This window comes from Pseudomonas sp. NPDC086566 (assembly GCF_050280885.1).
Taxonomy (GTDB): Bacteria; Pseudomonadota; Gammaproteobacteria; order Pseudomonadales; family Pseudomonadaceae; genus Aquipseudomonas; species Aquipseudomonas vlassakiae.
In genome coordinates this window covers 360,083-385,372 of sequence record NZ_JBNNWD010000005.1, presented here as the reverse complement: position 1 = coordinate 385,372, position 25,290 = coordinate 360,083, and the positions used below count along the sequence as shown (strand labels likewise).

Below are 25,290 nucleotides of genomic sequence, written 5' to 3'. Positions count from 1 at the left end.
AAGTCGTCGCACCCCTATGCGTTGCGGCGGCGAGCTTCGTTCGGCCCTTGATGGAGCTGCGAAGTTTCACCAGAAAAAGGAATCAGGCTTCTCATGGGCGAACTGGCCAAAGAAATCCTCCCGGTCAATATCGAAGACGAACTGAGACAGTCTTACCTCGACTACGCGATGAGCGTGATTGTCGGGCGAGCGCTGCCCGATGCGCGTGATGGCTTGAAGCCCGTGCATCGTCGCGTTCTCTATGCGATGAGCGAACTGGGCAACGACTGGAACAAGCCGTACAAGAAATCCGCCCGTGTGGTCGGTGACGTGATCGGTAAGTACCACCCGCACGGCGACACTGCGGTCTACGACACCATCGTGCGTATGGCCCAGCCTTTCTCGCTGCGCTACCTGCTGGTCGACGGCCAGGGCAACTTCGGTTCGGTCGACGGCGACAACGCCGCAGCCATGCGATATACCGAAGTGCGCATGACCAAGCTGGCCCACGAGCTGCTGGCCGACCTGCACAAAGAGACCGTCGACTGGGTGCCCAACTACGACGGCACCGAGCAGATCCCGGCAGTCATGCCGACCCGTATCCCCAACCTGCTGGTCAACGGTTCCAGCGGTATCGCCGTGGGCATGGCGACCAACATCCCGCCGCACAACCTCGGTGAAGTCATCGACGGTTGCCTGGCGCTGATCGACAACCCGGACGTCACCGTCGATGAACTGATGCAGTTCATCCCCGGCCCGGACTTCCCGACTGCCGGCATCATCAACGGCCGCCAGGGCATCATCGAGGCCTACCGCACCGGCCGTGGCCGTATCTACATGCGTGCCCGCTCCGAAATCGAAGACATCGACAAGGTCGGTGGCCGCCAGCAGATCGTCATCACCGAGCTGCCGTACCAGCTGAACAAGGCCCGCCTGATCGAGAAGATCGCCGAGCTGGTCAAAGAGAAGAAGATCGAAGGCATCACCGAGCTGCGCGACGAGTCCGACAAGGACGGCATGCGCATCGTCATCGAGCTGCGCCGCGGCGAGGTGCCGGAGGTGGTGCTCAACAACCTCTACCAGCAGACCCAGCTGCAGAGCGTGTTCGGCATCAACGTGGTCGCCCTGGTCGACGGTCGTCCGCGCCTGCTCAACCTCAAGGACCTGCTCGAAGCGTTCGTCCGTCACCGCCGCGAAGTGGTGACCCGTCGCACCGTGTTCGAGCTGCGCAAGGCCCGCGAGCGTGGCCACATCCTTGAAGGCCAGGCGGTTGCGCTGTCCAACATCGACCCGGTGATCGCCCTGATCAAGGCCTCGCCGACGCCGTCCGAAGCCAAGGAAGCGCTGGTTTCCACACCGTGGGAATCCAGTGCCGTGCAGGTCATGGTCGAGCGCGCCGGCGCCGATTCCTGCCGCCCTGAAGACCTCCCGGAGCAGTACGGCCTGCGTGAAGGCAAGTATTACCTGTCGCCGGAACAGGCCCAGGCCATCCTCGACCTGCGCTTGCACCGCCTGACCGGCCTGGAGCACGAGAAGCTGCTGGCCGAGTACCAGGAAATTCTCGAGCAGATCGGCGAGCTGATCCGCATCCTCAGCAGTGCCCAGCGCCTGATGGAAGTGATCCGCGAAGAACTCGAAGCGATCCGTGCCGAATACGGCGATGCCCGTCGCACCGAAATCCTCGATGCCCGTCACGACCTCAACTACGGCGACATGATCCCGGAAGAAGAGCGCGTGGTGACCATCTCCCACGGCGGCTATGCCAAGACCCAGCCGCTGTCCGCCTACCAGGCCCAGCGCCGCGGCGGCAAGGGCAAGTCGGCCACCGGCGTGAAGGACGAGGACTACATCGAGCACCTGCTGGTCGCCAACAGTCACGCCACCCTGTTGCTGTTCTCCAGCAAGGGCAAGGTGTACTGGCTGAAGACCTACGACATCCCTGAGGCCTCGCGCGCTGCCCGTGGCCGCCCGCTGGTCAACCTGCTGCCGCTGGAAGAGGGTGAGCGCATCACCGCCATGCTGCAGATCGACCTGGAGGCCCTGCAGCAGAACGCCGACCCGGAAGAAGAGCTGGAAGACGGTGACGAGGGTGTCATCGAAGGCGAAATCGTCGAAGCGGAAGAAATCGACGAGGAAGACGGCGACACCCCTGAGTGGGTCGCTGAGCCGACGGGCGCCTATATCTTCATGGCCACCGCTTCCGGTACCGTCAAGAAGACCCCGCTGGCACAGTTTGCCCGACCGCGCTCCAGCGGCCTGATCGCCCTGAAGCTGAAGGAAGGCGACACCTTGATAGCTGCGGCGATCACCGACGGCGCCAAGGAAGTCATGATGTTCTCCGACGCCGGCAAGGTCATCCGCTTCGCCGAGAGCGTGGTTCGCGAAATGGGCCGTACCGCCCGCGGCGTGCGCGGCATGAAGCTGGGCAAGGGCCAGCGGATCATCTCGATGCTGATCCCGGAATCCGGGGCGCAGATCCTCACCGCTTCCGAGCGTGGCTTCGGCAAGCGCACCCCGCTGTCCAAGTTCCCGCGTCGCGGGCGTGGCGGCCAGGGCGTGATCGCCATGGGCACCAAGGGGCGCAACGGCCTGCTGATCGGCGCCATCCAGGTGCAGGAAGGCGAGGAGATCATGCTGATTTCCGACCAGGGTACCCTGGTGCGCACGCGGGTCGGTGAAGTGTCGAGCCTGGGTCGTAACACCCAGGGTGTGACCCTGATCAAGCTGGCCACCGATGAAACGCTGGTGGGCCTGGAGCGTATCCAGGAGCCGTCCGAGGATGAGCTCGATGAAGTGATCGAGACGGACGAAGAGGGCGTCGTAGCCGATACGCCGGATGATGAAGCTGCAGGCGCCGAAGAGGCTCCGCAGGAATAAGCAAGCGTGAAACCCGAGCGGGGCGACCAAGGTCGCCCCGTTTGACTGATTACAGCAGGCAACGCGGTTGTGGAATCTGCCCTTTGTGGGAGCGGCCTTGTGTCGCGAAAGGGTCGCGAAGCGGCCCCCTGATTCCAGCGTCAACGCATGGATTGCCGGGGCTGCTTTGCAGCCCATTCGCGACACAAGGCCGCTCCCACAAGGGTGGTGTGCGGCCCGCAAGTTAAGATTTTGTTCTATTTGGCAGAGCGAGAGTGGATGTGAGCAAACGAGCCTTTAACTTCTGCGCAGGCCCTGCCGCGCTTCCTGACGCTGTGTTGCAGCGTGCCCAGGCCGAAATGCTGGACTGGAACGGCAAGGGCTTGTCGGTGATGGAAATGAGCCATCGCAGCGACGACTACGTGGCCATCGCCGAAAAGGCCGAGCAGGACCTGCGTGACCTGCTGTCCGTCCCCTCGAACTACAAGGTCCTGTTCCTGCAGGGCGGTGCCAGCCAGCAGTTCGCAGAAATTCCGCTGAACCTGCTGCCGGAAAACGGCACTGCCGACTACGTCGAAACCGGTATCTGGTCGAAAAAGGCTATCGAAGAAGCGCGCCGCTTTGGCAACGTCAATGTTGCCGCCAGCGCCAAGCCGTACGATTACCTGGCCATTCCGGGCCAGAACGAGTGGAAGCTGACCAAGAACGCCGCTTACGTCCACTATGCGTCCAACGAGACCATCGGCGGCCTGCAGTTCGACTGGGTTCCGGAAACCGGCGACGTTCCGCTGGTGGTCGACATGTCTTCCGACATCCTCTCGCGCCCGATCGACGTTTCGCAGTACGGCATGATCTACGCCGGCGCGCAGAAGAACATCGGCCCGAGCGGCCTGGTGGTTGTGATCGTCCGTGAAGACCTGATCGGCCGTGCCCGCAGCAGCTGCCCGACCATGCTCGACTACAAGATCGCAGCCGACAACGGCTCGATGTACAACACCCCGGCCACTTATTCCTGGTACCTCTCGGGCCTGGTGTTCCAGTGGCTCAAGGAGCAGGGTGGCGTCGAGGCCATGGAGCAGCGCAACCGCGCCAAGAAGGACCGCCTGTACGGCTTCATCGACGCCAGCGAGTTCTACACCAACCCGATCAGCCACAACGCCCGTTCGTGGATGAACGTGCCGTTCCGCCTGGCTGACGAGCGCCTGGACAAGGCCTTCCTCGCCGGCGCTGACGCCCGTGGCCTGCTCAACCTCAAGGGCCACCGCTCGGTTGGCGGCATGCGTGCCTCGATCTACAACGCCCTGGGCCTGGAGGCGGTGGAAGGGCTGGTGGCCTACATGGCCGAATTCGAGAAGGAGCACGGCTGATGTCCGAACAGGAACTCAAAGCCCTGCGCGTACGCATCGACAGCCTCGACGAGAAGATCCTCGAGCTGATCAGCGAGCGCGCCCGTTGCGCCGAAGAAGTGGCGCGGGTCAAGACTGCTTCCCTGGCTGAAGGCGAAAAGCCGGTGTTCTACCGCCCCGAGCGTGAGGCTGCCGTGCTCAAGCGCGTGATGGAGCGCAACAGGGGCCCGCTGGGCAACGAAGAGATGGCGCGTCTGTTCCGCGAAATCATGTCTTCGTGCCTGGCCCTGGAAGAGCCGCTCAAGGTGGCCTACCTCGGCCCTGAAGGCACCTTCACCCAGGCCGCGGCCATGAAACACTTTGGCCATGCCGTGGTCAGCCGCCCGATGGCTGCCATCGACGAAGTGTTCCGCGAAGTCGCGGCTGGCGCCGTCAACTTCGGCGTGGTACCGGTGGAAAACTCCACCGAGGGCGCTGTCAGCCACACGTTGGACAGCTTCCTCGAGCACGACATGGTGATTTGCGGCGAAGTCGAACTGCGCATCCACCATCACCTGCTGGTGGGTGAGAACACCAAGACCAACAGCATCACCCGCATCTACTCCCACGCCCAGTCACTGGCCCAGTGCCGCAAGTGGCTGGACGCGCACTACCCGAATGTCGAGCGCGTGGCTGTTTCGAGCAACGCCGAGGCGGCCAAGCGGGTCAAGGGCGAGTGGAATTCGGCGGCGATCGCCGGCGATATGGCGGCCAACCTGTATGGCCTGACTCGCCTGGCCGAGAAGATCGAAGACCGCCCGGACAATTCCACGCGCTTCCTGATGATTGGTCAGCAGGAAGTGCCGCCGACCGGCGACGACAAGACCTCGATCATCGTCTCGATGAGCAACAAGCCAGGTGCGCTGCATGAGCTGCTGGTGCCCTTCCATGAGAACGGCATCGACCTGACCCGTATCGAAACCCGCCCGTCGCGCAGCGGCAAGTGGACCTACGTGTTCTTCATCGACTTCGTCGGCCACCACCGCGACCCGCTGATCAAGGCGGTACTGGAGAAGATCAGCCAGGAGGCCGTGGCGCTCAAGGTGCTGGGTTCCTATCCGAAGGCAGTGCTTTGATCTGAGGTGTTGGGGCCGCTCTGGGCCCCATCGCGGCTGAAGCCGCTCCTGTAGGAGCGGATTTATTCGCGATGGGCGGCACGCCGCCCCAATGGTCTCGCAGAACTGCCTAGATTTCTGAACAGGGTTCGCACCAGTGGTAAATGCAGCAAAAACCAAATCCGCGCCAATCATCGATCGCCTGGTCGTGGTCGGCCTCGGCCTGATCGGTGGCTCTTTTGCCAAGGGCCTGCGTGAAAGCGGCCTGTGCCGCGAAGTGGTCGGCGTCGATCTGGATGCCCCGTCGCGCAAGCTGGCTGTCGAGCTGGGCGTGGTCGACCGTTGCGAAGAAGACCTCGCTGCCGCCTGCATTGGCGCCGACGTCATCCAGCTCGCCGTGCCGATCCTGGCCATGGAAAAGGTCCTGGCCCGCCTGGCTCAACTCGACCTCGGCGATGCGATCATCACCGATGTCGGCAGCGCCAAAGGCAACGTCGTGCGTGAGGCGCGTGCCGTCTTCGGTGACCGCCTGCCGCGCTTCGTGCCCGGCCACCCCATCGCCGGTTCCGAGCAGAGCGGAGTAGAGGCCTCCAATGCCACCCTCTTCCGTCGGCACAAGGTCATCCTCACGCCGCTGGAGGAGACCGACCCCGCCGCCCTGGCCCTGGTCGACCGCTTGTGGCGTGCGCTGGATGCCGATGTCGAGCACATGCCGGTGGCGCGCCATGACGAAGTGCTGGCTGCCACCAGTCACCTGCCGCACCTGCTGGCCTTTGGCCTGGTCGATTCGCTGGCCAAGCGCAATGAAAACCTCGACATCTTCCGGTACGCTGCGGGAGGTTTCCGCGATTTCACGCGGATCGCCGGTAGCGACCCGACCATGTGGCACGACATCTTCCTCGCCAACCGCGAGGCAGTCCTGCGCACCCTGGATACATTTCGCAGCGACCTCGACGCTTTACGCGACGCAGTCGATGCTGGGGACGGGCACCAGCTGCTGGGTGTTTTCACTCGTGCACGCGTTGCCCGCGAGCATTTCAGTAAAATCCTGGCCCGCCGGGCCTATGTGGACGCTATGAACGCCAACGATCTGATTTTCCTGGCCCAACCGGGTGGCCGCCTGACCGGGCGAATCCGCGTACCGGGCGACAAGTCGATTTCCCACCGTTCCATCATGCTCGGCTCGCTGGCCGAAGGCACGACCGAAGTCGAAGGTTTCCTCGAAGGCGAGGACGCCCTGGCGACCCTGCAGGCATTCCGTGACATGGGTGTGGTCATCGAAGGCCCGAACCATGGCCGCGTGACCATCCACGGCGTCGGCCTGCACGGCCTCAAGCCGCCACCGGGGCCGCTTTACGTCGGCAACTCCGGTACCTCGATGCGCCTGCTCTCCGGCCTGCTGGCCGGCCAGCCGTTCGACGTCACCATGACCGGCGACGCCTCGCTGTCCAAGCGCCCGATGAACCGCGTAGCCAACCCGCTGCGCGAAATGGGCGCCGTGGTCGAGACCGGCCCTGACGGCCGTCCGCCGCTGACCATTCGTGGCGGTAGCAAGCTCAAGGCGCTGACCTACACGCTGCCGATGGCCAGTGCCCAGGTCAAATCCTGCCTGCTGCTGGCCGGCCTGTACGCCGAAGGCAAGACCACCGTCACCGAACCGGCCCCGACCCGTGACCACACCGAGCGCATGCTGCGCGGCTTCGGCTATGCGGTCGAGAGCAACGGCCCGGTCGCTTCGCTGCAGTCCGGTGGCAAGCTCACCGCCACCCGTATCGAAGTGCCGGCAGACATCTCGTCGGCGGCATTCTTCCTGGTGGCTGCATCGATTGCCGAAGGCTCCGAACTGGTGCTCGAGCACGTCGGCATCAACCCGACCCGTACCGGCGTGATCGACATCCTGCGCCTGATGGGCGGCGACATCACCCTGGAGAACCAGCGTGAAGTCGGCGGCGAGCCAGTGGCCGACCTGCGCGTGCGTGGTGCCAGGCTCAAGGGCATCGACATCCCTGAAGAGCTGGTACCGCTGGCCATCGACGAGTTCCCGGTGCTGTTCGTTGCCGCTGCCTGCGCCGAAGGTCGTACCGTGCTGCGTGGCGCCGAAGAGCTGCGGGTGAAGGAATCCGACCGCATCCAGGTCATGGCCGACGGCCTGATCACCCTGGGCATCAAGTGCGAGCCGACCCCGGATGGCATCATCATCGACGGCGGCCAGCTCGGCGGTGGCGAAGTGCACGGTCACGGTGACCACCGTATCGCCATGGCCTTCAGCGTTGCCTCACTGCGCGCCAGTGCGCCGATCCGCATCCATGATTGCGCCAACGTCGCCACCTCGTTCCCGAACTTCCTCAAGCTGTGTGCCGACGTCGGCATCCGCGTCGCCGAAGAGGGCAAAGCGTGAATAGCCTGGCACCGGTCATCACCATCGACGGCCCAAGCGGCTCCGGTAAAGGGACGGTCGCCGGGCTGCTGGCTCGCGAGCTCGGCTGGCACCTGCTGGATTCCGGCGCGCTCTACCGCTTGCTGGCCTTCAATGCCAGCAATCACGGCGTCGACCTGACCAACGAAGAGCTGCTGACCAAGCTTGCCGCCCATCTGGATGTGCAGTTCATCGCCGCCCAGCCCGGTAAGCTTCAACAGACCATTCTCGAGGGTGAAGACGTCAGCCAGGTCATCCGTACCGAAACCGTCGGTGCCGGTGCTTCGATGGTCGCCTCGCTGCCCGCGGTGCGTGATGCGCTGCTGGAGCGCCAGCGGGCGTTCCGGGAAATGCCAGGCCTGATCGCAGACGGCCGCGACATGGGCACCGTGGTGTTCCCGGACGCGCCGCTGAAGGTGTTCCTCACCGCCAGTGCCGAGGAGCGCGCCCGTCGCCGCTACCTGCAGTTGAAGGGCAAGGGCGAAGATGTTAGTCTGTCGAGTCTGCTAGATGAGATTCGTGCGCGTGATGAACGTGACACCCAGCGTGCAGTGGCCCCGCTCAAGCCAGCGGCCGATGCCATTCAGCTGGATTCTACCGAGTTGTCCATCGAGCAGGTGTTGCAACGTATCAGGAGCGAGCTCGCCCAGCGCGACTTGGTCTGATAGCCAGGAGAGCAGGCGGGGGCACCAGTCAACGTCCTGCCGGCTTTCCTTTACTTAAAACAAACCCACATTGTCTGGAATGTGGCGATGGGCGTCTGTTTCGCCCGAATCTACAGGAATTAAAATGAGCGAAAGCTTTGCAGAACTCTTTGAAGAAAGCCTGAAAACCCTCAATCTTCAGCCGGGTGCCATCATCTCCGGTATCGTTGTCGACATCGACGGCGACTGGGTTACCGTACACGCTGGCCTGAAGTCCGAGGGCGTCATCCCGCTCGAGCAGTTCTACAACGAAGCTGGCGAGCTGACCATCAAGGTCGGTGACGAAGTTCACGTTGCGCTGGACGCGGTCGAAGACGGCTTTGGCGAAACCAAACTGTCCCGTGAAAAAGCCAAGCGCGCCGAGTGCTGGATTGTTCTGGAAGCAGCTTTCGCCGCCGAAGAAGTGGTCAAGGGCGTTATCAACGGTAAGGTTAAGGGCGGCTTCACTGTCGACGTTAACGGCATCCGTGCGTTCCTGCCGGGCTCCCTGGTTGATGTCCGCCCAGTGCGCGACACCACCCACCTGGAAGGCAAAGAGCTGGAATTCAAGGTCATCAAGCTGGACCAGAAGCGCAACAACGTTGTCGTTTCCCGTCGCAGCGTGCTGGAAGCCGAGAACTCCGCCGAGCGCGAAGCCCTGCTGGAAACCCTGCAGGAAGGCCAGCAAGTCAAAGGTATCGTCAAGAACCTCACCGACTACGGCGCATTCGTGGACCTGGGCGGTATCGACGGCCTGCTGCACATCACCGACATGGCCTGGAAGCGCATCAAGCACCCATCGGAAATCGTTAACGTTGGCGACGAAGTCGACGTACGCGTTCTGAAGTTCGACCGTGAGCGCAACCGCGTTTCCCTGGGTCTGAAGCAGATGGGCGAAGATCCGTGGGTCGCTATCACTGCACGTTACCCAGAAGGTACCCGTGTACAGGCTCGCGTTACCAACCTGACCGACTACGGCTGCTTCGCTGAGCTGGAAGAAGGCGTTGAAGGTCTGGTACACGTTTCCGAAATGGACTGGACCAACAAGAACATCCACCCGTCGAAAGTCGTTCAGGTTGGCGACGAAGTGGAAGTCATGGTTCTGGACATCGACGAAGAGCGTCGTCGTATCTCCCTGGGCATCAAGCAGTGCAAGTCCAACCCATGGGAAGACTTCTCCGGCCAGTTCAACAAGGGTGACAAGATCACCGGTACCATCAAGTCGATCACCGACTTCGGTATCTTCATCGGTCTGGACGGCGGCATCGACGGCCTGGTTCACCTGTCCGACATCTCCTGGAACGAAACCGGCGAAGAAGCCGTACGTCGTTTCAAGAAGGGCGACGAGCTGGAAACCGTCATCCTGTCGGTTGACCCAGAGCGCGAGCGCATCTCCCTGGGCATCAAGCAGCTGGAAGACGATCCGTTCTCCAACTTCGTTGCTGTCAACGACAAGGGCGCTATCGTCAAGGGCATCGTGAAAGAAGTTGACGCCAAGGGCGCCATCGTCACCCTGGCCGACGACATCGAAGCCACTCTGAAAGCTTCCGAAATCAGCCGTGACCGCGTTGAAGACGCGCGTAACGTCCTGAAGGAAGGTGAAGAGATCGAAGCCAAGATCATCAGCGTTGACCGCAAATCGCGCGTCATCAGCCTGTCGATCAAGTCGAAAGACGACGCTGAAGAGCGCGAAGCCATCCAGAGCCTGAAAAACGCTCCGGAAGCGGCTGCCGACACCACCATGGCCGCGCTGCTGCGCGAAGCTATGGCCAAGCAGAACTGAGTTCTGTTTGATCGGTAAAAAAGGGTGGCCTTCGGGCCACCCTTTTTTTTGTGTGTTGGAAATGTGTTTGGGCTGCGGGGTGTTCGCCGTGAGTGATGTTGCGCTTTTGATATCGAGCGCCGCCCGCGCGGCGCTCGATATCAAAACCACCACACCCCTCAAACCATGCACTTCCCAGCCCCACCGCGACATATTTCTTTTCCTTTCAATCTTGAATTTTTTTATTAAGTCAAGAACCACCCTGTTCAAATCCCTCCGAGCGTGCTACAAACTGATTAAGCGATGATCTAGCTGCTTGATAACGAAGGGAAAAATATGACGAAGTCGGAGCTGATCGAACGTATTGTCACCCATCAGGGGCTGCTCTCGTCCAAGGACGTGGAGTTGGCCATCAAGACCATGCTTGAACAGATGTCCCAATGCCTGGCCACTGGCGATCGCATCGAGATCCGCGGTTTTGGCAGTTTTTCCCTGCACTATCGTGCACCTCGGGTGGGCCGCAATCCCAAGACCGGTCAATCGGTGGAGCTCGAAGGCAAGTTCGTACCGCACTTCAAGCCGGGCAAAGAGCTGCGTGACCGGGTCAATGAAGAAGAGCACGAGCACCTTTGAGTTATAAAAAAGGAGCAATCTGATGCGTAACCTCAAGCGCGCCCTGGCGGCGTTGTTCGTGCTGCTATTGGCGGCTGTGGTGCTGTTCTTCGTGCTGGAGAACCAGCAGCCGGTGGCACTGATGCTGTTTGGATGGGCGGCTCCGGCGATGCCGGTGGCAGTACCGGTGCTGGCGGCGCTGGTGCTGGGCCTGGCAGTGGGCCCGCTGCTGGGTGCTTACGGCGTTCAGCGCAGCAAGCGCAAGATCCGCGCAACCGCGCGTCAGGCTGTCCTCAACGGAAACTGATGAAAATTCCTACGGAGGTATAGGAAAGTATCACCTGTGCATTTCTCGGCCGAAGTGGAGTAATAGCCGCTTCATTTCCGGCCTCGGCGAGCGTGCACCGAATGAGATTCCCCAGCCTTTCCCATCATGGCGGCACCCGAAGCGTGACCGGCTCGTGTCACCAGTTGCACCTCGATGCGACCACCAGCCTGCTGATCGATTGCGGCCTTGAGCAGGGGCGTGAAGCTGCGCCAGGCGCCGAACTCTCACCTATCGCTTTCGATATCGCCGGCATCCAGGCGCTGGTCGTCACCCATGTCCATCTCGATCATGTCGGTCGTATTCCCGCCTTGCTGGCTGCGGGCTTTCGAGGCCCTATCCTCTGTAGCGAACCCTCTGCCAAGTTGCTGCCGTTGGTGTTGGAGGATGCTTACAAACTGGGCATCAGTGCCGACCCGCAACAGGTCGAACGCTACTTGGCGCTGCTGCAGCGGTTGATCGTGGCGATTCCTTTTGATGAATGGCACCCTGTCATCGACTGCGCAGCAGTCAGCTGCAATGTGCGCTTGCAGCGTGCAGGCCACCTGCTCGGCTCGGCCTATGTCGAGTGCGATTTGCGATACCCAGGGCGCGAACCCAGTACCCGTGTCGTGTTCTCTGGAGACCTTGGTGCTCCATGCAACCCGCTTTTACGAGCGGTCAAGTCGCCGGAGCGCGCGGATATCCTGGTGCTCGAGAGCACCTATGGTGATCGACTGCACAGCGGCCGTTCCGGGCGACAGGTGGAGCTGGAGGCCGCGATCGACAGGGCCTTGGCTGACAGCGGCACTATCCTAATTCCGGCGTTCAGCCTGGGGCGCACCCAGGAGCTGTTGTATGAGATCGAGGACATTCTGCACCGTAAGCAGTTGTCACCCGAGCGGGGCCGGGCGGCCGAGGTAGACCCGCTGGCGTTGGACTGGTCACGCTTGCCGATAATCCTCGACTCGCCATTGGCGCAGCGGATTACACAGGTATATGGCGAACTTCACGATTACTGGAATGCCGAAGCCCGCCAGCGGTTGGGCGAGGGCAGGGCGCCGCTCGGGTTCGGGCAGCTGCTGTGCATCGATACCCACGCCAGGCACCAGCAGGTAGTCAATTACCTCAAGAGCACTGGGCGGCCGGCCATTGTCATTGCTGGCAATGGCATGTGCTCCGGTGGGCGCATCGTCAATTATCTCAAGGCCATGCTTGGCGACCCGCGGCATGAAGTCATGTTCGTCGGTTATCAGGCCAAGGGCACGCCAGGGGCGGTGATCCAGGCCAGTGAGGGGGCGGAAGGTTTCGTTCAGATCGATCTGGACGGGCGGATGTACGAGATTCGCGCCAAAGTGATCACACTGGCGGGCTATTCCGGGCATGCCGATCAGGGTGGGCTGGTAAAATTTGTCGAAGGTATACCGTATGCATTGAAGAAGATTGTTCTAGTGCATGGCGAGCGGCGTGCCAAAGAGGCGCTTAAACAGCGATTGGAACTGAGGCTTGCCCAACTGAGCCGACCGGCGGACATTTTTATTGCTGATTGATCCAGGCTTTCACTGAACATTGACGAGTGATGGTGTCTGATGCCCGCCACGGTTTGTTTCATGACGTTAACAGGTCAAGGCAGCTTACCCCCCCAACCCCCGCTGGAGGCCGCATTTGTTGCGGCGGGGGGGCAAGCTACACGGAAAAATCTCTGGTATTCTACTGGGCGAAGCTTGCGTCTTGAGCCTATGGATGGCCAGGGAATAAATACGCTGGGCGCGTACATTTAAGCGCTGTCGCGGGTTGTCGCAGCAGTGGTAGATAAGACACATGCAGGTTCCCTGAGGTTGATGACTTCAAGTGGCCGTTAAGGACTCGATTATGGAATTGATCCCGGTAATTCTATCCGGTGGCGTTGGCAGCCGTTTGTGGCCAGTATCCCGTGAGGCTCACCCCAAGCCGTTCATGACCCTGCCAGACGGGCAGAACCTGATCCAGAAGACATTCCAGCGCGCTGCTCGCCTGGACGGTGTGGTCGAAGTACTGACGGTCACCAATCGTGAGCTTCTGTTCAAGACCGAAGACGAATACCGATCCGTCAATACTCAAGGCCATGCCCAGGGCTACATCCTCGAGCCTTTTGGCCGCAACACAGCCGCCGCTGTGGCGGCCGCCGCATTGCAATTGCAGGAGACTCACGGTCCGCAGGCCTACATGCTGGTACTGGCTGCCGACCACCTGATCCAGAACGAAGCCGCCTTCGCCGACGCCGTGGGCAAAGCCGTGCACCTGGCCGAAAAAGGCTGGCTGGTGACCTTCGGCATCAAGCCGCAATATCCGGAAACCGGCTTCGGTTACATCGAGGCCACTGCCGGTGGCGTACTGGATGGTGGCCTCAAGGTCGAGCGTTTCGTTGAAAAACCCGATCAGAAGACCGCCGAGTCCTATGTGGCAGCCGGTAACTACTTCTGGAATGCTGGCATGTTCTGCTTCCAGGTTGGTGCGGTCATCGAAGAGTTCAAGGCTCACGCACCAGACGTGCTTGAAGCTGTCGGCCACACCCTCGAAACCTCGCGCCGCTCCAGCGCCAAGGGCTACAGCTGCCTGGCCCTGGACGCCGACAGCTTCGCCAAGGTCCCGGACATCTCCATCGACTACGCGCTGATGGAGCGCTCGCGCAAGGTCGCGACCATCCCTTGCGACATCGGCTGGAGCGACATCGGCTCGTGGAATGCAGTCAGCGAACTGACCCCACCCGATGAGCACGGCAACCGCTTCGAAGGCGAGGTGATGGCCTACGACGCCAGCAACAACTACGTCAGCACCGAGGACCGCCTGGCGGCCCTGGTCGGCGTGCAGGACCTGCTGGTGGTCGACACCCCGGATGCGCTGCTGATTGCCCATAAAGACCATGCGCAGGACGTCAAGCACATCGTCAAGCGCCTGAAGAGTGACGGCCACGCGGCCCACATGCTGCACCAGACGGTGCACCGCCCGTGGGGTACCTACACCACCCTGGAAGACGGCGAGCGCTTCAAGATCAAGCGCATCGTGGTCAAGCCCAAGGCCTCGCTGTCGCTTCAAATGCACCATCATCGCAGCGAGCACTGGATTGTGGTCAGCGGCATGGCCTTGGTGGTCAACGATGAGCAGGAGCTGATGCTCAATACCAACGAGTCCACCTTCATCCGTGCTGGCCACAAGCACCGTTTGCAAAATCCAGGTGTCATAGACCTGGTCCTGATCGAAGTACAGAGTGGCGACTACCTAGGGGAAGACGACATCGTCCGCTTCGAGGACAAGTACGGTCGTTGCGACGGCTGAAGAAACCAGGTCTTTCTGATCGGCCCATGCGTGCCTCGTCGAGGCACCGGGGGGCCGATTTTCATGCGGCAATCCATTCGCCGGCCATCCCCCTTCACGTCAGTGCACGGTTACGCGGCACCGCACCGAGAGAGATGTATGTACGCACCTATCCAGACCCGCTGCTTCAAAGCCTATGACATCCGCGGCCAAGTGCCGACCGACCTCAATGACGACATTGCCTATCGCATCGGCCGTGCCCTGGTGGCCCAGCTGGGCGGGCGCAGCTACGTGGTAGGTCGCGACATGCGCCTGGAAAGCCCTGGCCTATCCCGTGCCCTGATGAAAGGCCTGACCGAAGGCGGCGCCGATGTGATCGACATCGGTCTGTGCGGCACCGAGGAAGTCTACTTCGCCACCAGCCACTACCAGGCCGACGGCGGCATCATGGTCACCGCCAGCCACAACCCCAAGGGTTACAACGGCATGAAGCTGGTGCGCGAGCAGTCGCGCCCGATCAGCGGCGACACCGGCCTCAACGACATCCGCCAGCGCGTCGAGGCCGGTGATCTCGGCACCTTGGCCGCCACCCCGGGCAACGTCCGTGAAGCGTTCGACAAGACCGCCTACATTGACCACCTGTTGACCTATGTTGACCTCGCAGCACTCAAGCCTCTGAAAGTGCTGGCCGATCCCGGCAACGGCGCCGTCGGCCCGGTGCTTGAGCTGCTCAAGGCGCGCCTGCCGCTGGACATCACCATCATCAACGGTGAGCCCGACGGCAACTTCCCCAATGGTATCCCCAACCCGCTGTTGCCAGAGAACCGCGACCTGACCCGCCAGGCCGTGCTCGATACGGGTGCCGACATGGGTATCGCCTTCGACGGCGACTTCGACCGCTGCTTCTTCTTCGACAATCAGGGCCGCTTCATCGAGGGCTACTATGTGGTCGGCCTGCTGGCCGAAATGCTGTTGGCCAAGCACCCAGGCAGCAAGATCATCCACGACCCGCGCCTGACCTGGAACACCATCGAGCAAGTCAGCGCCGCAGGGGGGCAAGCCATCCAGAGCAAGACCGGGCACGCCTTCATCAAGGAGCGTATGCGCGCCGAAGATGCGGTGTACGGTGGCGAAATGAGTGCCCATCACTACTTCCGCGACTTCTTCTACTGCGACAGCGGCAATATCCCGTGGCTGCTGGTGGCCGCGCTGATGAGCATGACCGGCAAGAGCCTGGCGCAGCTGGTGGACGAGCGGATCGCTGCGTTCCCGTGCAGTGGTGAGATCAATTACGAAGTGGCCGATGTGAAGGGCACCATCGAGAAAATCCTGGCCTTCTACATGCCGCAGGAGCCGAGTGTCGACCGTACCGATGGCATCAGCGTCGAGTTCGCCGACTGGCGCTTTAGCCTGCGTGGGTCAAATACCGAGCCGTTGCTGCGCCTGAATGTCGAAAGCTGTGGTGACAGCGCTGTTGTTGCAAGCCGTGTCCAGGAAATCGCCCGGTTGATTGCCAATCAGTAGGCTTTTCGGAATACGTACCAGATGAAGCTTTTGCTCAACACCGAGTCCCTTATCCCTCCGTTGACGGGTATTGGTAATTACACACTGAAGCTGCTTGAACACCTGCTGGCGGAGGACATCGAAACCATCGAGTGTTTCCAAGGGGCCCGTTTTTGCAGCGCGCGAACTGCCCTGGCCGCTTGTACCGAGGCGAGTGAACGTTATTCAACGCCTGCAGAGGGCGGCGAACAGCGCAGTGCGCTTCAGGGGCTTCAGTTGCATGTGCGCAATACGCTGAAGGGCTGGACGTTCACGTATCGTGCGCGAGAGCTTCTGCTTGATGCCCGTCGCCGCTACCGCGTAGGGGAGCGGCGGCACTACGTCTATCACGAGCCCAATTTCATACTCAAACCCCATGTTGGGCCTAGTGTGGCTACCATCCATGACCTGTCGTTCCTGCATTACCCACAATTCCACCCTCGCAAGCGGGTGGAATGGATCACCAGCAGGTTACCGCGAACGCTGGAACGGGCGGACTGCCTCATCACGGATTCAAATGTCATCCGTGATGAATTGATCAGTGATTTCGGGGTAAGCCCGGAAAAGGTGCGGACCGTCTATCTCGGCGCAGCCGATTCCTATCGCTTACAAACGGCAGAGCAAACGCTTCCGACGTTGCAACGCTATGGCCTGCAACACGGTCGTTATGTACTGTTCGTGGGCACACTGGAGCCGCGCAAGGGTGTTGATACCTTGATCGAGGCGTGGTGCCGGCTACCCGAGGGGCTGCGCAAAGAATATCCCCTCGTCCTGGCAGGTGCGCCGGGTTGGCACAACCAGGTGCTGACCGACCGTATCAGGGCGCTCCAGATCAGCCATGGCCTGCGGCAGTTGTCCTACGTGCCCAGCTGTGACTTGCCAGCGTTGTATGCAGGGGCGGCCACGTTCGCCTACCCATCCTTGTACGAAGGGTTCGGCCTGCCAGTGCTTGAAGCCATGCAAAGCGGGGTTGCGGTGATCTGCACGGCAGAAACCTCAATGGCTGAGTTCACCCAAGGCAGTGCACTGCTGACCGGGCGCGGAGATATCGATCATCTGGCCGCGAACCTTGAGCTGCTGCTCAGCGATGAACAGACGCGCGCGGCGCTGGCCGAGGCCGGTCGGCTGCGAAGCCAGGCATTTTCCTGGCAGCGCTGCGCACAAGAAACATCTGCTATTTATAGGGCTGTTGGCCCATAGGAGAAGCCATCGCGACATTCATTAGAGCCCACGCGGTCGATACCCGATACGTAGGGTGATGTTGCGTTGAATCAGGAAGCTTATGAAGAGGGTGAGTCAAATATAATGAATACGCCGCTGTCGTTATTGAAAGACGTACTGCGCTTTCGAGGGCTGATCTTTGCGATCACCTTACGCGAAATCAAAAGCCGGTATGCCGGGTCGACGTTTGGCGCGCTGTGGTTGGTGGTTCCGCCTATCTTCATGGTGTTCATCTACACCGTGATTTTCTCACGCCTGATGCAGGCGCGGATGCCCGGCATTGAGCACCAGTATGCATACAGCATCTACCTGTGCGCTGGCCTGATCACCTGGAACCTGCTGTTGGAGCTAGTGCAGCGAGGTAAGGGTGTATTCCTCGAACATGCCAACCTGATCAAGAAGTCCAGCTTCCCGAAGTTCATCCTGTTTATCCCGGTTATCGCCACGGCTGCGCTCAACAGCTTCATCCTCCTGGTGCTGGTGGTGCTGTTCATGGCCGTTTCCGCGTTTCCGATGATGGCCAGTACCCTGGTGCTGGTTCCGGTCCTGCTGACCACGGTTTTCCTTGGCATCGCCGTAGGCGCCTTGCTGGCCACCCTGAATGTGTTCTTCCGTGATATCGGCCAGTTGAGCGATGTGTTCTTCCAGGCATTGTTCTGGGCGACGCCGATCGTTTATCCATTGAGCATCTTGTCCGAGCACGTGCAAGCACTGCTATCGTGGAACCCGATCTTCCCACTGGTGCTCACGGCACAGAAAGCACTGTTGGGCGAACCGGTTGGCCTGTCGCAGCTGGCCTACCCGCTGGGCTTCGCTGCTGTCGTTTTCCTCTTGGCTGTGGTGTTGTACCAACGCAGCTACAACGACCTGCTAGATCAGATCTGATATGACTATTCTTGTTGAACAGGTAGGCAAGGCCTACCCGAAACTCAAAGGTCGCTGGCATGCGCTGGGTACTTGGCTCGGGCTGTGTAAACGCGATCAGAACTGGATTATCCGAAACGTCAGCTTCAAGGTGGGGCAAGGTGAATCGGTTGGGATCATCGGGGTAAACGGTGCTGGCAAAAGCACCTTGCTGAAGATGATCACCGGCACTGCCATGCCGACCGAAGGCACGATCACCACAACCGGCCGGATCGCAGCCTTGCTGGAGCTGGGCATGGGCTTCCATCCGGAATTTACCGGGCGTCAGAACGTTGCCCTGGCCGGGCGGATGCAAGGGCTGGAGCGCGAGCAGATCATTGCTCTGATGCCGGAAATCGAAGCCTTTGCCGAAATCGGCCATTACTTCGATATGCCCGTACGAACCTATTCCTCCGGCATGTTCGTGCGTCTGGCGTTCAGTGTAGCGACTGCAGTGCGCCCTGAAGTGCTGATTGTCGATGAAGCCCTTGCGGTCGGGGATGCCTATTTCCAGCACAAATCGTTTGCCCGAATCCGTGAGTTCCGCGAGCAGGGAACGACGCTGCTGTTTGTTTCCCACGACCCTGGGGCCATCAAAAGCCTGTGTGACCGTGCGATCTTGCTGGGCGATCACAAGATGCTCATGGATGGGCGCCCTGACGAAGTCCTGGATTATTACAATGCGTTGATCGCCAAGAAGGAAGAGGGCTCGTTGCAGGCCCAAGCGGTCAATGCCCCATATGCGGGCCGCTCCGGCAACGGCAAGGCGCGCATCGAAGAACTCACACTCAGCAGCAATGGCCGTGCGGCGACCATGCTTGAAGTGGGGGCGCCACTGACGTTGAGCCTGAAGATCCGGAGCAACGAACCCATTTATGACCTGTCGGTGGGCTTCATGTTCAAGGACCGCACCGGCTATGACATTTTCGGCACCAATACCTGGCTACGTGGCGAATTGCGCGACCTGGGTGTCGACGCAGGCAAGGAGCAACACCTGACTGTGACCATACCGGCGTTCAATGTAGGACCAGGCAGTTACAGCCTGACCCTTGCCTTGCACGGTGGCGCCGACCACATTGAGGATAACTTCGACTGGTGGGACAAGGCGGTGGTATTCAACGTGATAGGAAACAGCAGCTACAAGCATTTCGCCGGCGTTTGTGCCCTGCAGGCAGAGTTCAAGCTTGACTGACTTCACCACAGGCCTTGCGCGCCCATAAAGTGGCGCGTTGGCCCGGTGCGCTTGCTCGACGGTGGCAAGAAGTCCTGCGTAGAATCGCGCCCTCCGGTGTTCCCGTAACGTATTCAGCCAGTGCCGGGGCGTTGCCCTTCAGGCGCTGGCTACCAAGCAGATTGAACACGAATAATGACTATCGACCTCAAAAAACTGCAGAAAACGATCCAAGCTGAAGTCAATCGTCGCGAGTACGAGCGCTTCACTACCCGCTCCGGTAGTACGAACCTGGCTACTGACGTACCCAATGACATCGTGCGCAGCTTCGAACTGATCGATCTTGAAGGAGTGTTGCCGGCCGGGCCGCAGCCTCAGGTGGAGCCCGAAGTCGTGGCCATCCCTGCAGCCAACGATGAGCCCCCGCAGGCCCAGACACCCCCTCCGAGCCTTTACCGCAGGCTGAGAGGCTTGCCTTTGGTGGGCCGCTACTTTGGCCACCCGCGGGTGATGAACTTTCTTACCCGTGCACGCCAGCGCCCGGGTGGTGCCACGTTAAAAAACCTTTTCATCACGTTGGCCCGTGCCATTGTGGTACGCATCCCCGGTGCGCTGCGCCTGTTGCACGTGCTTGCCGTGATGCGTCACGTGCCCGAGCGGCTGAACGCCTTGGAATGGCACATTGCGGATGGGAACGCGCGCCTGCGAAATGTTGGCGTGCAAATGCAGGATCAGGCCAACCAGAGCCTTTATACCTACGGCCTGGCGATCCAGCAGAACGAGCAGTATCTGATTGAACGAATGCACCGGCTGGAGCAACTGGTGCGCCAGCAGACCATGACCATTGCCGAGCTGCAGGCGCGACCGGCAGCTGTCGCGAGTGGCGAAGCGCATTCGGTGCAGGGTGAGGCCCCGGGCATGCCGGCAGAGCTCTACCTGGAGTTCGAAGCCCATTTCCGCGGTTCATCGGAAATGATCCGCGAGCGGCTCAAGCGCAACCTCGATTACTTCACGATCGACCCGCAGTGGCTCTCGCACCCCGTGCTGGACCTAGGCTGTGGCCGCGGTGAGTGGTTGCAGTTGCTCAAGGAGCAGGGCATCCCCGCCATCGGCGTCGACTCCAACAGTGCCATGATCGACCAATGCAAGCAGGCAGGCCTTGAGGTGTATATGGGCGATGCTCTGCAGTACCTTGCCGCCATGCCAGACAATAGTCTGTCGGGGCTCACCGCGTTCCATATCATCGAGCACCTGCCGCTGGATGTATTTATCCGTCTGATCGATGAAGCGCTTCGTGTGGTGCGCCCAGGGGGCGCGGTGTTGTTCGAAACACCGAACCCTGAAAACCTGATTACCGGCGCTTGTAACTTTTACGTTGACCCGACGCACCGAAATCCACTGCCCCCGGCGCTGGTTGCATTCCTGCTGCAGGCGCGTGGGTTCGAGCGTGTCGATATCGATCGACGGCATCCCGCTGACTCTTCGTTGTTGCTCCAGGGCAATGACCCTGCGATTTCCGGCCCGCTCAACGCTTTGCTGTTCGGTGCCCAGGACTACGCGGCCATTGGTTATGTGCCTTGATCGGCTTGGAGTGACCCCATGCATCTGATTATTTGCAATGAACGCCTGCTGTTCAGGTTCGGCGTCGACCGTGTACTGCTGTTGCTGGCCCAAGGGCTCAAAGCTGCGGGCTGGCATATCACCTTCGTTGCCCAGCGTGCCAACCATGACGTGCTGCGCCGAATTACCGACGATGTCCACACGCCACCTGAGCATCAGGGGCCCTACACTGAACTGGACCAAGTTACCGCCGAGTGGTTGCGGGCCAACCGCCGGCTGTTCGCACCTGCCGGGCGCGATGTTGATGGCACTGTCGCGCTGATCGGCGGCTGGCCGTTCTATGCGTCTATTGCTGTATTCCGCGAATGGGGCGTGCCAACAGTCGCGCTCGATTGCGGCGGCGTACCCTACGAAGACATGCAGGGCCCGGCTCGGGTCGTGCAGGAGCGCCTGCGCGCTCAGCGTCGGGAGTTCTTGCCTGAAGCCCGTGTGGTTACCCCAATCAGCCATTTCGTTTCACGCAGCCAGAGCCTGCCCGATGCAGGCCCTGATGTGGAAATCGCCATGATCCACCTGGGCGCCGACCACTTGACCGGTGGTGTGAATCAGAGCCTGTGGCAACAGGGTCACCAGGTTGCCCGTGTGGAGAGTGAGAGCGAAGCCGCTGACGGCCCGGTGATCGTCAACCTCGGGCGCTGGGAAGTCGGCAACTACAAGAATAGCGAAGGCCTGTATCCGATCGCCCGGCAAATCATTGCCGTGCATCCAAAGGCGCGGTTCTGTGTCTTGGCAACTGCAGAAGAACTCGAGCTGCCAGCAGACCTCAAGGGATATATCTTGCCACTGGGCCACCCAAGTGATGCCGAACTGTCCGCGTTGATGGCCAATGCCCAGTTGGGCCTCAGTGTTTCCCGCTGGGAAGGTTTCAACTTGCCATTGGCTGAGATGCAGCAACTGCGCAAACCGGTGCTGGTACTCAATATTGGTGCCCACCCGGAGGTTGTCGCCGACCCTCGCCAGTTGTGTGCCAACGAGCAGGAAATGGCGGAAAAGGCCCTGCAGGTTCTCGCAGGTGAAGCCTTGGCCGACCCCGAGTGGGAAGGGCACCTGGACACCTTCCAGCGGACGTTTACCTGGCAACGCACAATCCAGGCCTACGCTGACTTGCTTGGCAGCTTGAGGCCCGTGAGGGATCTGCCAGTGCCCCGGATGGTCATCGATACCAGTGCCTGCCTGCGCGACACGGCTAACACTGGAGTAGCCAGAGTGGTGCGCAGCCTGACACGCAAGTTGCAGGACTTTGGCGAGCCGCTATTCGTGACCTGGGATGAGACCTTGCGCGAGTATGTGCTCCCGACCGAAGGCGAGTACGCCAACCTTGCCCTCTATGGCGGACCCAAGCCTGACCCGGAGCACTATGTGCTGCCACGGTCGCCGGCACACCGCCGGCAGACGCTGGCCAGCGTGGGCGCCCGCAGATTGCGCGGGGGCTGGTTGCTGCAAAGCGAAATCGTTTTTGAGCGACAGGGGCCGGCACGCCGTGCTGCAGCCCGTCAGCTGGGCTTGAACGTCGCGGCGATCTTCTACGACGCCATCCCGGTCACGCACCCCGAATGGGTTGCCGACACTGTCATCCGCGATAACCATGCCGCTTATATGCGTGGCTTGGCGGAAACTGATCGTGTGCTGCCGATTTCACCCGATGCGGGTACCCAGTTGCAGGCTTTTTGGGAGCGTGAGGGCATTACCCCTAATGCCAAGGTGAAAACCTGCTGGATCCCCGGCGAACTCACCGCGTCCCCGCGCGCCACCACTCCAGCGTCGGTGCCGCGTGCCGGTGAACCACTGCGCATCCTTTGCGTGTCCACCCTCGAGCCGCGCAAAAACCATAAGGTGCTGCTAGAGGCCGTCAGCCGCTTGGCCCGTGACTATCCGGAGCTGGATTGGCAACTGGACCTCATCGGCAATCGCTATGCCGGCGCCGATCACATCGTGGAGGCGGTAAATGCCGCCAGTGCTGCCGACCCGCGCATTGCCTGGCATGGTGTGGTGGACGACGCGACGCTTAACGACTATTACGCAAAGGCTCACGTCAGTGTTTATGCTTCGCTGGTCGAAGGGTACGGCATGCCCATTGTCGAGTCGCTCTGGCATGCAAGACCGTGCATTTGCCACAACGGCGGGGTAATGGCTGAACTGGCGGTCGAAGGTGGCTGCCGCACTGTCGACATGACCGACCCTGATGCATTGGCCGCGCAGATCCATGCATTGGCCAGCGATTCGCAGGGGTACCTGCAACTGGCCGCTGAAGCCGTGGCCCGGCCTATCCTGACGTGGCGTAGTTACGCACGCGCGCTATTGCGCCAGTTGGCCAGCCACGCCAGCCGCCACTTGAACACACCGTTGCCGCGCCAGTGGCAGCACCTGCTGATCGATCCCAAGGTCGCCTTGGTGGACGACCCTGGCCAGCTGGCGCTGGCCTGCCTCCTGGCGCGGCGCCCGGCCGAGTGTGCCCTGCTGCTCGGCGAGCATGCGCCGTGGCTGGGTGACTTGCTTGGGCACCATGCAACTCGGGCCTGGCAGATCGCAGCACGCGAAGCGACCGGCCAATTGAGCCGTCAGGGCAACGTCAGCATCATCGATGCATCTATTGCGGTAGCGTTGCCAGCATTGCAAGCCGAGTTGCGTGATAACGATATTGCCATCGACCTCATCGTCCTGTCGGCCAGCCAGGCTGCCGACCAGGCTACATGCCAAGCATTGAGGGCACTGCTCGGCGGGGCAGGCGAAGGCTTGCTGCTGGTAGAGCAGGGTATCGATGATGTGGCAGGCCAGGCGTTGGGGTTGCCTGCCGAGGCCACGATCGAGTTGCCAGGTTACCATGGCTATGTGTACCCGCTAGTGGCGCCAGAGGCCGATCAATGAAGGTTCTTGTCATCTCCAACTTCTTCCCGCCCCATGTAATTGGCGGGGCAGAGATCATCGCGCACCATCAGGCTCGCGCGCTGGCTGCGCGTGGCCACGAGGTCCGGGTGCTGGCAGGCGACAATAGCCGCGGGTTACCGGGCTACCCGATCGAGCAGGACAGCGTTGACGGCATGCCGGTAACCCGGGTATCGCTGACCTATCTGGACTTCGCACCTACGGGCAACAACGTCGCGCATGCAGGCGTAGAACGGATTTTCCTGCGCTTGATCGCGCAGTGGCGCCCAGATGTCATCCATGCGCACCACATGGCAGGTCTTTCGTTGGGCATCTTGCAGCTGGCGCGGGCACATGGCATTCGCATCGCGCTGACGCTGCACGATCACTGGGGGTTCTGCATGAACAGCACGCGGATCACCACCCAAGACAAGCTGTGCCACGACAGCACTCAATGCCATCAATGCCATTCGCATATCTGGAACGGTAACCAGTTACTGCCCCAGCGCATGCGTCAGGACTACCTGCGCTGGCAGCTGGATGCTGTTGACCATTTCATTTCCCCCAGCCGCTACCTGGCCGATGCCTACATCGCCAACGGGCTGCCTGCCGAACGCATGAACGTGATTGCCAACGGTATCGAACTCGAGCGATTCAGCGCGACTTCGCCCCCAGCGCCGGGGCCCCGTCTGAACGTATTGTTCACAGGTTACATGGGGGGGCACAAAGGTGTGCCGGCCCTGCTTAAGGCACTGGCATTGTTGCCGCGTGGGCGGGTGCACGTCGATATGGTCGGCGACGGCCATATGCTCGAGGCCTACAAGGCCGAGCTACGTGACAATGCACCGGAGGTTTCAGCCAAGTTCTGGGGGCGCCTGCCTAATGCCCGCATAGCCGAGCGCTTCGCCCAGTCGCACGTGTTTGTGCTGCCTTCGGTGTGCCCGGAAAACCAACCCGTAACCATTACCGAAGCCATGGCTTGCGGCCTGGCAGTGGTGGGCTCGCGTATCGGCGGTATCCCTGAGCTGGTGGATGACGGGGTGACAGGGCAGCTGTTCGAGCATGGCGATGCCCAAGGGCTTGCACAATGCCTGTTGCGCTACATCGAGCAACCGGAGGTACTGGTTGAACACAGCAAAGCTGGCCGTGAACGTATACAAGCATACGCTTTCGAATTGCAGGTCGACCGTATCGAGGCGCTGCTGGCAGGCCCTGGTGTCGAACGCATACAGGGCCCGCAACTCATCGCGTGCCATGGCACACCATCGGCCAGTACCTTTGGCGACGTGATCAAGGCGCTGTGCCCCGTGCCCGCCAACCGGCCGCAGCCTGCCAGCCAACCGTGCTGTATTCCTGCCAACTGGATCTCTCCTGAGCAGGCCGATGTATTGTGGGTGGCGGGGCCGACATCGCAGGACCCGGATGCGGCGATGAAACTTATCGAAGCTTACCGTGCGCTGGGCAAGCAGGTGGTGGTGGACGAGCGCCACCTGCTGGTGGCGCGTAATACCGAATCTGCGTTGCTGGTGCGCGGCGGTGCGCAGGTTGCCCTGGGCCTGGAATACCTGCTGGACTACGCCCGCGATCCAGGCGGGGCGGGAGTTGAAAGCCACGCTTGAGCCGGG

The 25,290-nt window shown here is 61.1% G+C and carries 17 protein-coding genes; all 17 read left to right on the top strand.

Annotated elements, in window-relative coordinates; genetic code table 11:
- Window positions 1–93 precede the first annotated feature (93 nt).
- The 17 genes from gyrA (at window position 94) to ACQKPS_RS14065 (ending at window position 25,284) form a co-directional block, all read left to right on the top strand.
- On the top strand, window positions 94–2,856 hold the full coding sequence (gene gyrA / locus ACQKPS_RS14145) for a DNA gyrase subunit A (protein WP_254481012.1): 2,763 nt from the start codon (window positions 94–96) through the stop codon (window positions 2,854–2,856).
- A gap of 260 nt (window positions 2,857–3,116) precedes the next feature.
- Window positions 3,117–4,202: a 3-phosphoserine/phosphohydroxythreonine transaminase gene (gene serC / locus ACQKPS_RS14140; protein WP_283724473.1), complete on the top strand. Its 1,086-nt coding sequence runs from the start codon at window positions 3,117–3,119 to the stop codon at window positions 4,200–4,202.
- The gene (gene pheA, locus ACQKPS_RS14135) at window positions 4,202–5,296 is read left to right on the top strand and encodes a prephenate dehydratase (protein WP_254481010.1); all 1,095 of its coding nucleotides are present in this window, start codon (window positions 4,202–4,204) and stop codon (window positions 5,294–5,296) included. Before serC ends, pheA begins: the two co-directional genes overlap by 1 nt.
- Window positions 5,297–5,465: 169 nt before the next feature.
- Complete coding sequence (locus ACQKPS_RS14130) at window positions 5,466–7,673, top strand: bifunctional prephenate dehydrogenase/3-phosphoshikimate 1-carboxyvinyltransferase (RefSeq protein WP_254485609.1); 2,208 nt, start codon at window positions 5,466–5,468, stop codon at window positions 7,671–7,673.
- On the top strand, window positions 7,670–8,356 hold the full coding sequence (gene cmk, locus ACQKPS_RS14125; RefSeq protein ID WP_054886603.1) for a (d)CMP kinase: 687 nt from the start codon (window positions 7,670–7,672) through the stop codon (window positions 8,354–8,356). The genes ACQKPS_RS14130 and cmk overlap by 4 nt, the downstream gene beginning before the upstream one ends.
- Before the next feature lie 124 nt (window positions 8,357–8,480).
- Window positions 8,481–10,157: a 30S ribosomal protein S1 gene (gene rpsA / locus ACQKPS_RS14120; RefSeq protein ID WP_012313291.1), complete on the top strand. Its 1,677-nt coding sequence runs from the start codon at window positions 8,481–8,483 to the stop codon at window positions 10,155–10,157.
- A gap of 315 nt (window positions 10,158–10,472) precedes the next feature.
- Complete coding sequence (gene ihfB / locus ACQKPS_RS14115) at window positions 10,473–10,769, top strand: integration host factor subunit beta (RefSeq protein ID WP_167058638.1); 297 nt, start codon at window positions 10,473–10,475, stop codon at window positions 10,767–10,769.
- Window positions 10,770–10,791: 22 nt separating this feature from the next.
- Window positions 10,792–11,055: a lipopolysaccharide assembly protein LapA domain-containing protein gene (locus ACQKPS_RS14110; protein ID WP_254481009.1), complete on the top strand. Its 264-nt coding sequence runs from the start codon at window positions 10,792–10,794 to the stop codon at window positions 11,053–11,055.
- A gap of 101 nt (window positions 11,056–11,156) precedes the next feature.
- On the top strand, window positions 11,157–12,602 hold the full coding sequence (locus ACQKPS_RS14105) for an MBL fold metallo-hydrolase RNA specificity domain-containing protein (protein WP_427604519.1): 1,446 nt from the start codon (window positions 11,157–11,159) through the stop codon (window positions 12,600–12,602).
- Window positions 12,603–12,924: 322 nt separating this feature from the next.
- Entirely contained in the window at window positions 12,925–14,367 is a 1,443-nt protein-coding gene (locus tag ACQKPS_RS14100; protein ID WP_427604517.1) for a mannose-1-phosphate guanylyltransferase/mannose-6-phosphate isomerase, read from the top strand.
- Window positions 14,368–14,505: 138 nt separating this feature from the next.
- Entirely contained in the window at window positions 14,506–15,870 is a 1,365-nt protein-coding gene (locus ACQKPS_RS14095) for a phosphomannomutase (protein ID WP_427604515.1), read from the top strand.
- 21 nt (window positions 15,871–15,891) lie between these two features.
- Window positions 15,892–17,088, top strand: a complete 1,197-nt coding sequence (locus ACQKPS_RS14090; RefSeq protein WP_254481005.1) for a glycosyltransferase family 4 protein — start codon at window positions 15,892–15,894, stop codon at window positions 17,086–17,088.
- A 105-nt stretch (window positions 17,089–17,193) separates the two neighbouring features.
- A complete protein-coding gene (locus ACQKPS_RS14085) occupies window positions 17,194–17,994 on the top strand; it encodes an ABC transporter permease (RefSeq protein ID WP_254481004.1) in 801 nt (266 codons plus the stop codon).
- Between the two features lies 1 nt (window position 17,995).
- Window positions 17,996–19,204, top strand: a complete 1,209-nt coding sequence (locus ACQKPS_RS14080) for an ABC transporter ATP-binding protein (protein ID WP_283724469.1) — start codon at window positions 17,996–17,998, stop codon at window positions 19,202–19,204.
- A 174-nt stretch (window positions 19,205–19,378) separates the two neighbouring features.
- On the top strand, window positions 19,379–20,764 hold the full coding sequence (locus tag ACQKPS_RS14075; protein ID WP_427604511.1) for a class I SAM-dependent methyltransferase: 1,386 nt from the start codon (window positions 19,379–19,381) through the stop codon (window positions 20,762–20,764).
- Between the two features lie 18 nt (window positions 20,765–20,782).
- Entirely contained in the window at window positions 20,783–23,668 is a 2,886-nt protein-coding gene (locus tag ACQKPS_RS14070) for a glycosyltransferase family 4 protein (protein ID WP_427604509.1), read from the top strand.
- Complete coding sequence (locus ACQKPS_RS14065) at window positions 23,665–25,284, top strand: glycosyltransferase family 4 protein (protein WP_427604507.1); 1,620 nt, start codon at window positions 23,665–23,667, stop codon at window positions 25,282–25,284. Before ACQKPS_RS14070 ends, ACQKPS_RS14065 begins: the two co-directional genes overlap by 4 nt.
- Window positions 25,285–25,290 lie beyond the last annotated feature (6 nt).

Excerpts from the sequence above, each read along its gene's own strand:
- gyrA (WP_254481012.1), top strand. The coding sequence starts at position 94 with ATGGGCGAACTGGCCAAAGAAATCCTCCCGGTCAATATCGAAGACGAA.
- pheA (WP_254481010.1), top strand. The coding sequence starts at position 4,202 with ATGTCCGAACAGGAACTCAAAGCCCTGCGCGTACGCATCGACAGCCTC.
- rpsA (WP_012313291.1), top strand. The coding sequence starts at position 8,481 with ATGAGCGAAAGCTTTGCAGAACTCTTTGAAGAAAGCCTGAAAACCCTC.
- ihfB (WP_167058638.1), top strand. The coding sequence starts at position 10,473 with ATGACGAAGTCGGAGCTGATCGAACGTATTGTCACCCATCAGGGGCTG.
- ACQKPS_RS14110 (WP_254481009.1), top strand. The coding sequence starts at position 10,792 with ATGCGTAACCTCAAGCGCGCCCTGGCGGCGTTGTTCGTGCTGCTATTG.
- ACQKPS_RS14105 (WP_427604519.1), top strand. The coding sequence starts at position 11,157 with ATGAGATTCCCCAGCCTTTCCCATCATGGCGGCACCCGAAGCGTGACC.
- ACQKPS_RS14100 (WP_427604517.1), top strand. The coding sequence starts at position 12,925 with ATGGAATTGATCCCGGTAATTCTATCCGGTGGCGTTGGCAGCCGTTTG.
- ACQKPS_RS14095 (WP_427604515.1), top strand. The coding sequence starts at position 14,506 with ATGTACGCACCTATCCAGACCCGCTGCTTCAAAGCCTATGACATCCGC.
- ACQKPS_RS14090 (WP_254481005.1), top strand. The coding sequence starts at position 15,892 with ATGAAGCTTTTGCTCAACACCGAGTCCCTTATCCCTCCGTTGACGGGT.
- ACQKPS_RS14085 (WP_254481004.1), top strand. The coding sequence starts at position 17,194 with ATGAATACGCCGCTGTCGTTATTGAAAGACGTACTGCGCTTTCGAGGG.
- ACQKPS_RS14080 (WP_283724469.1), top strand. The coding sequence starts at position 17,996 with ATGACTATTCTTGTTGAACAGGTAGGCAAGGCCTACCCGAAACTCAAA.
- ACQKPS_RS14075 (WP_427604511.1), top strand. The coding sequence starts at position 19,379 with ATGACTATCGACCTCAAAAAACTGCAGAAAACGATCCAAGCTGAAGTC.
- ACQKPS_RS14070 (WP_427604509.1), top strand. The coding sequence starts at position 20,783 with ATGCATCTGATTATTTGCAATGAACGCCTGCTGTTCAGGTTCGGCGTC.
- ACQKPS_RS14065 (WP_427604507.1), top strand. The coding sequence starts at position 23,665 with ATGAAGGTTCTTGTCATCTCCAACTTCTTCCCGCCCCATGTAATTGGC.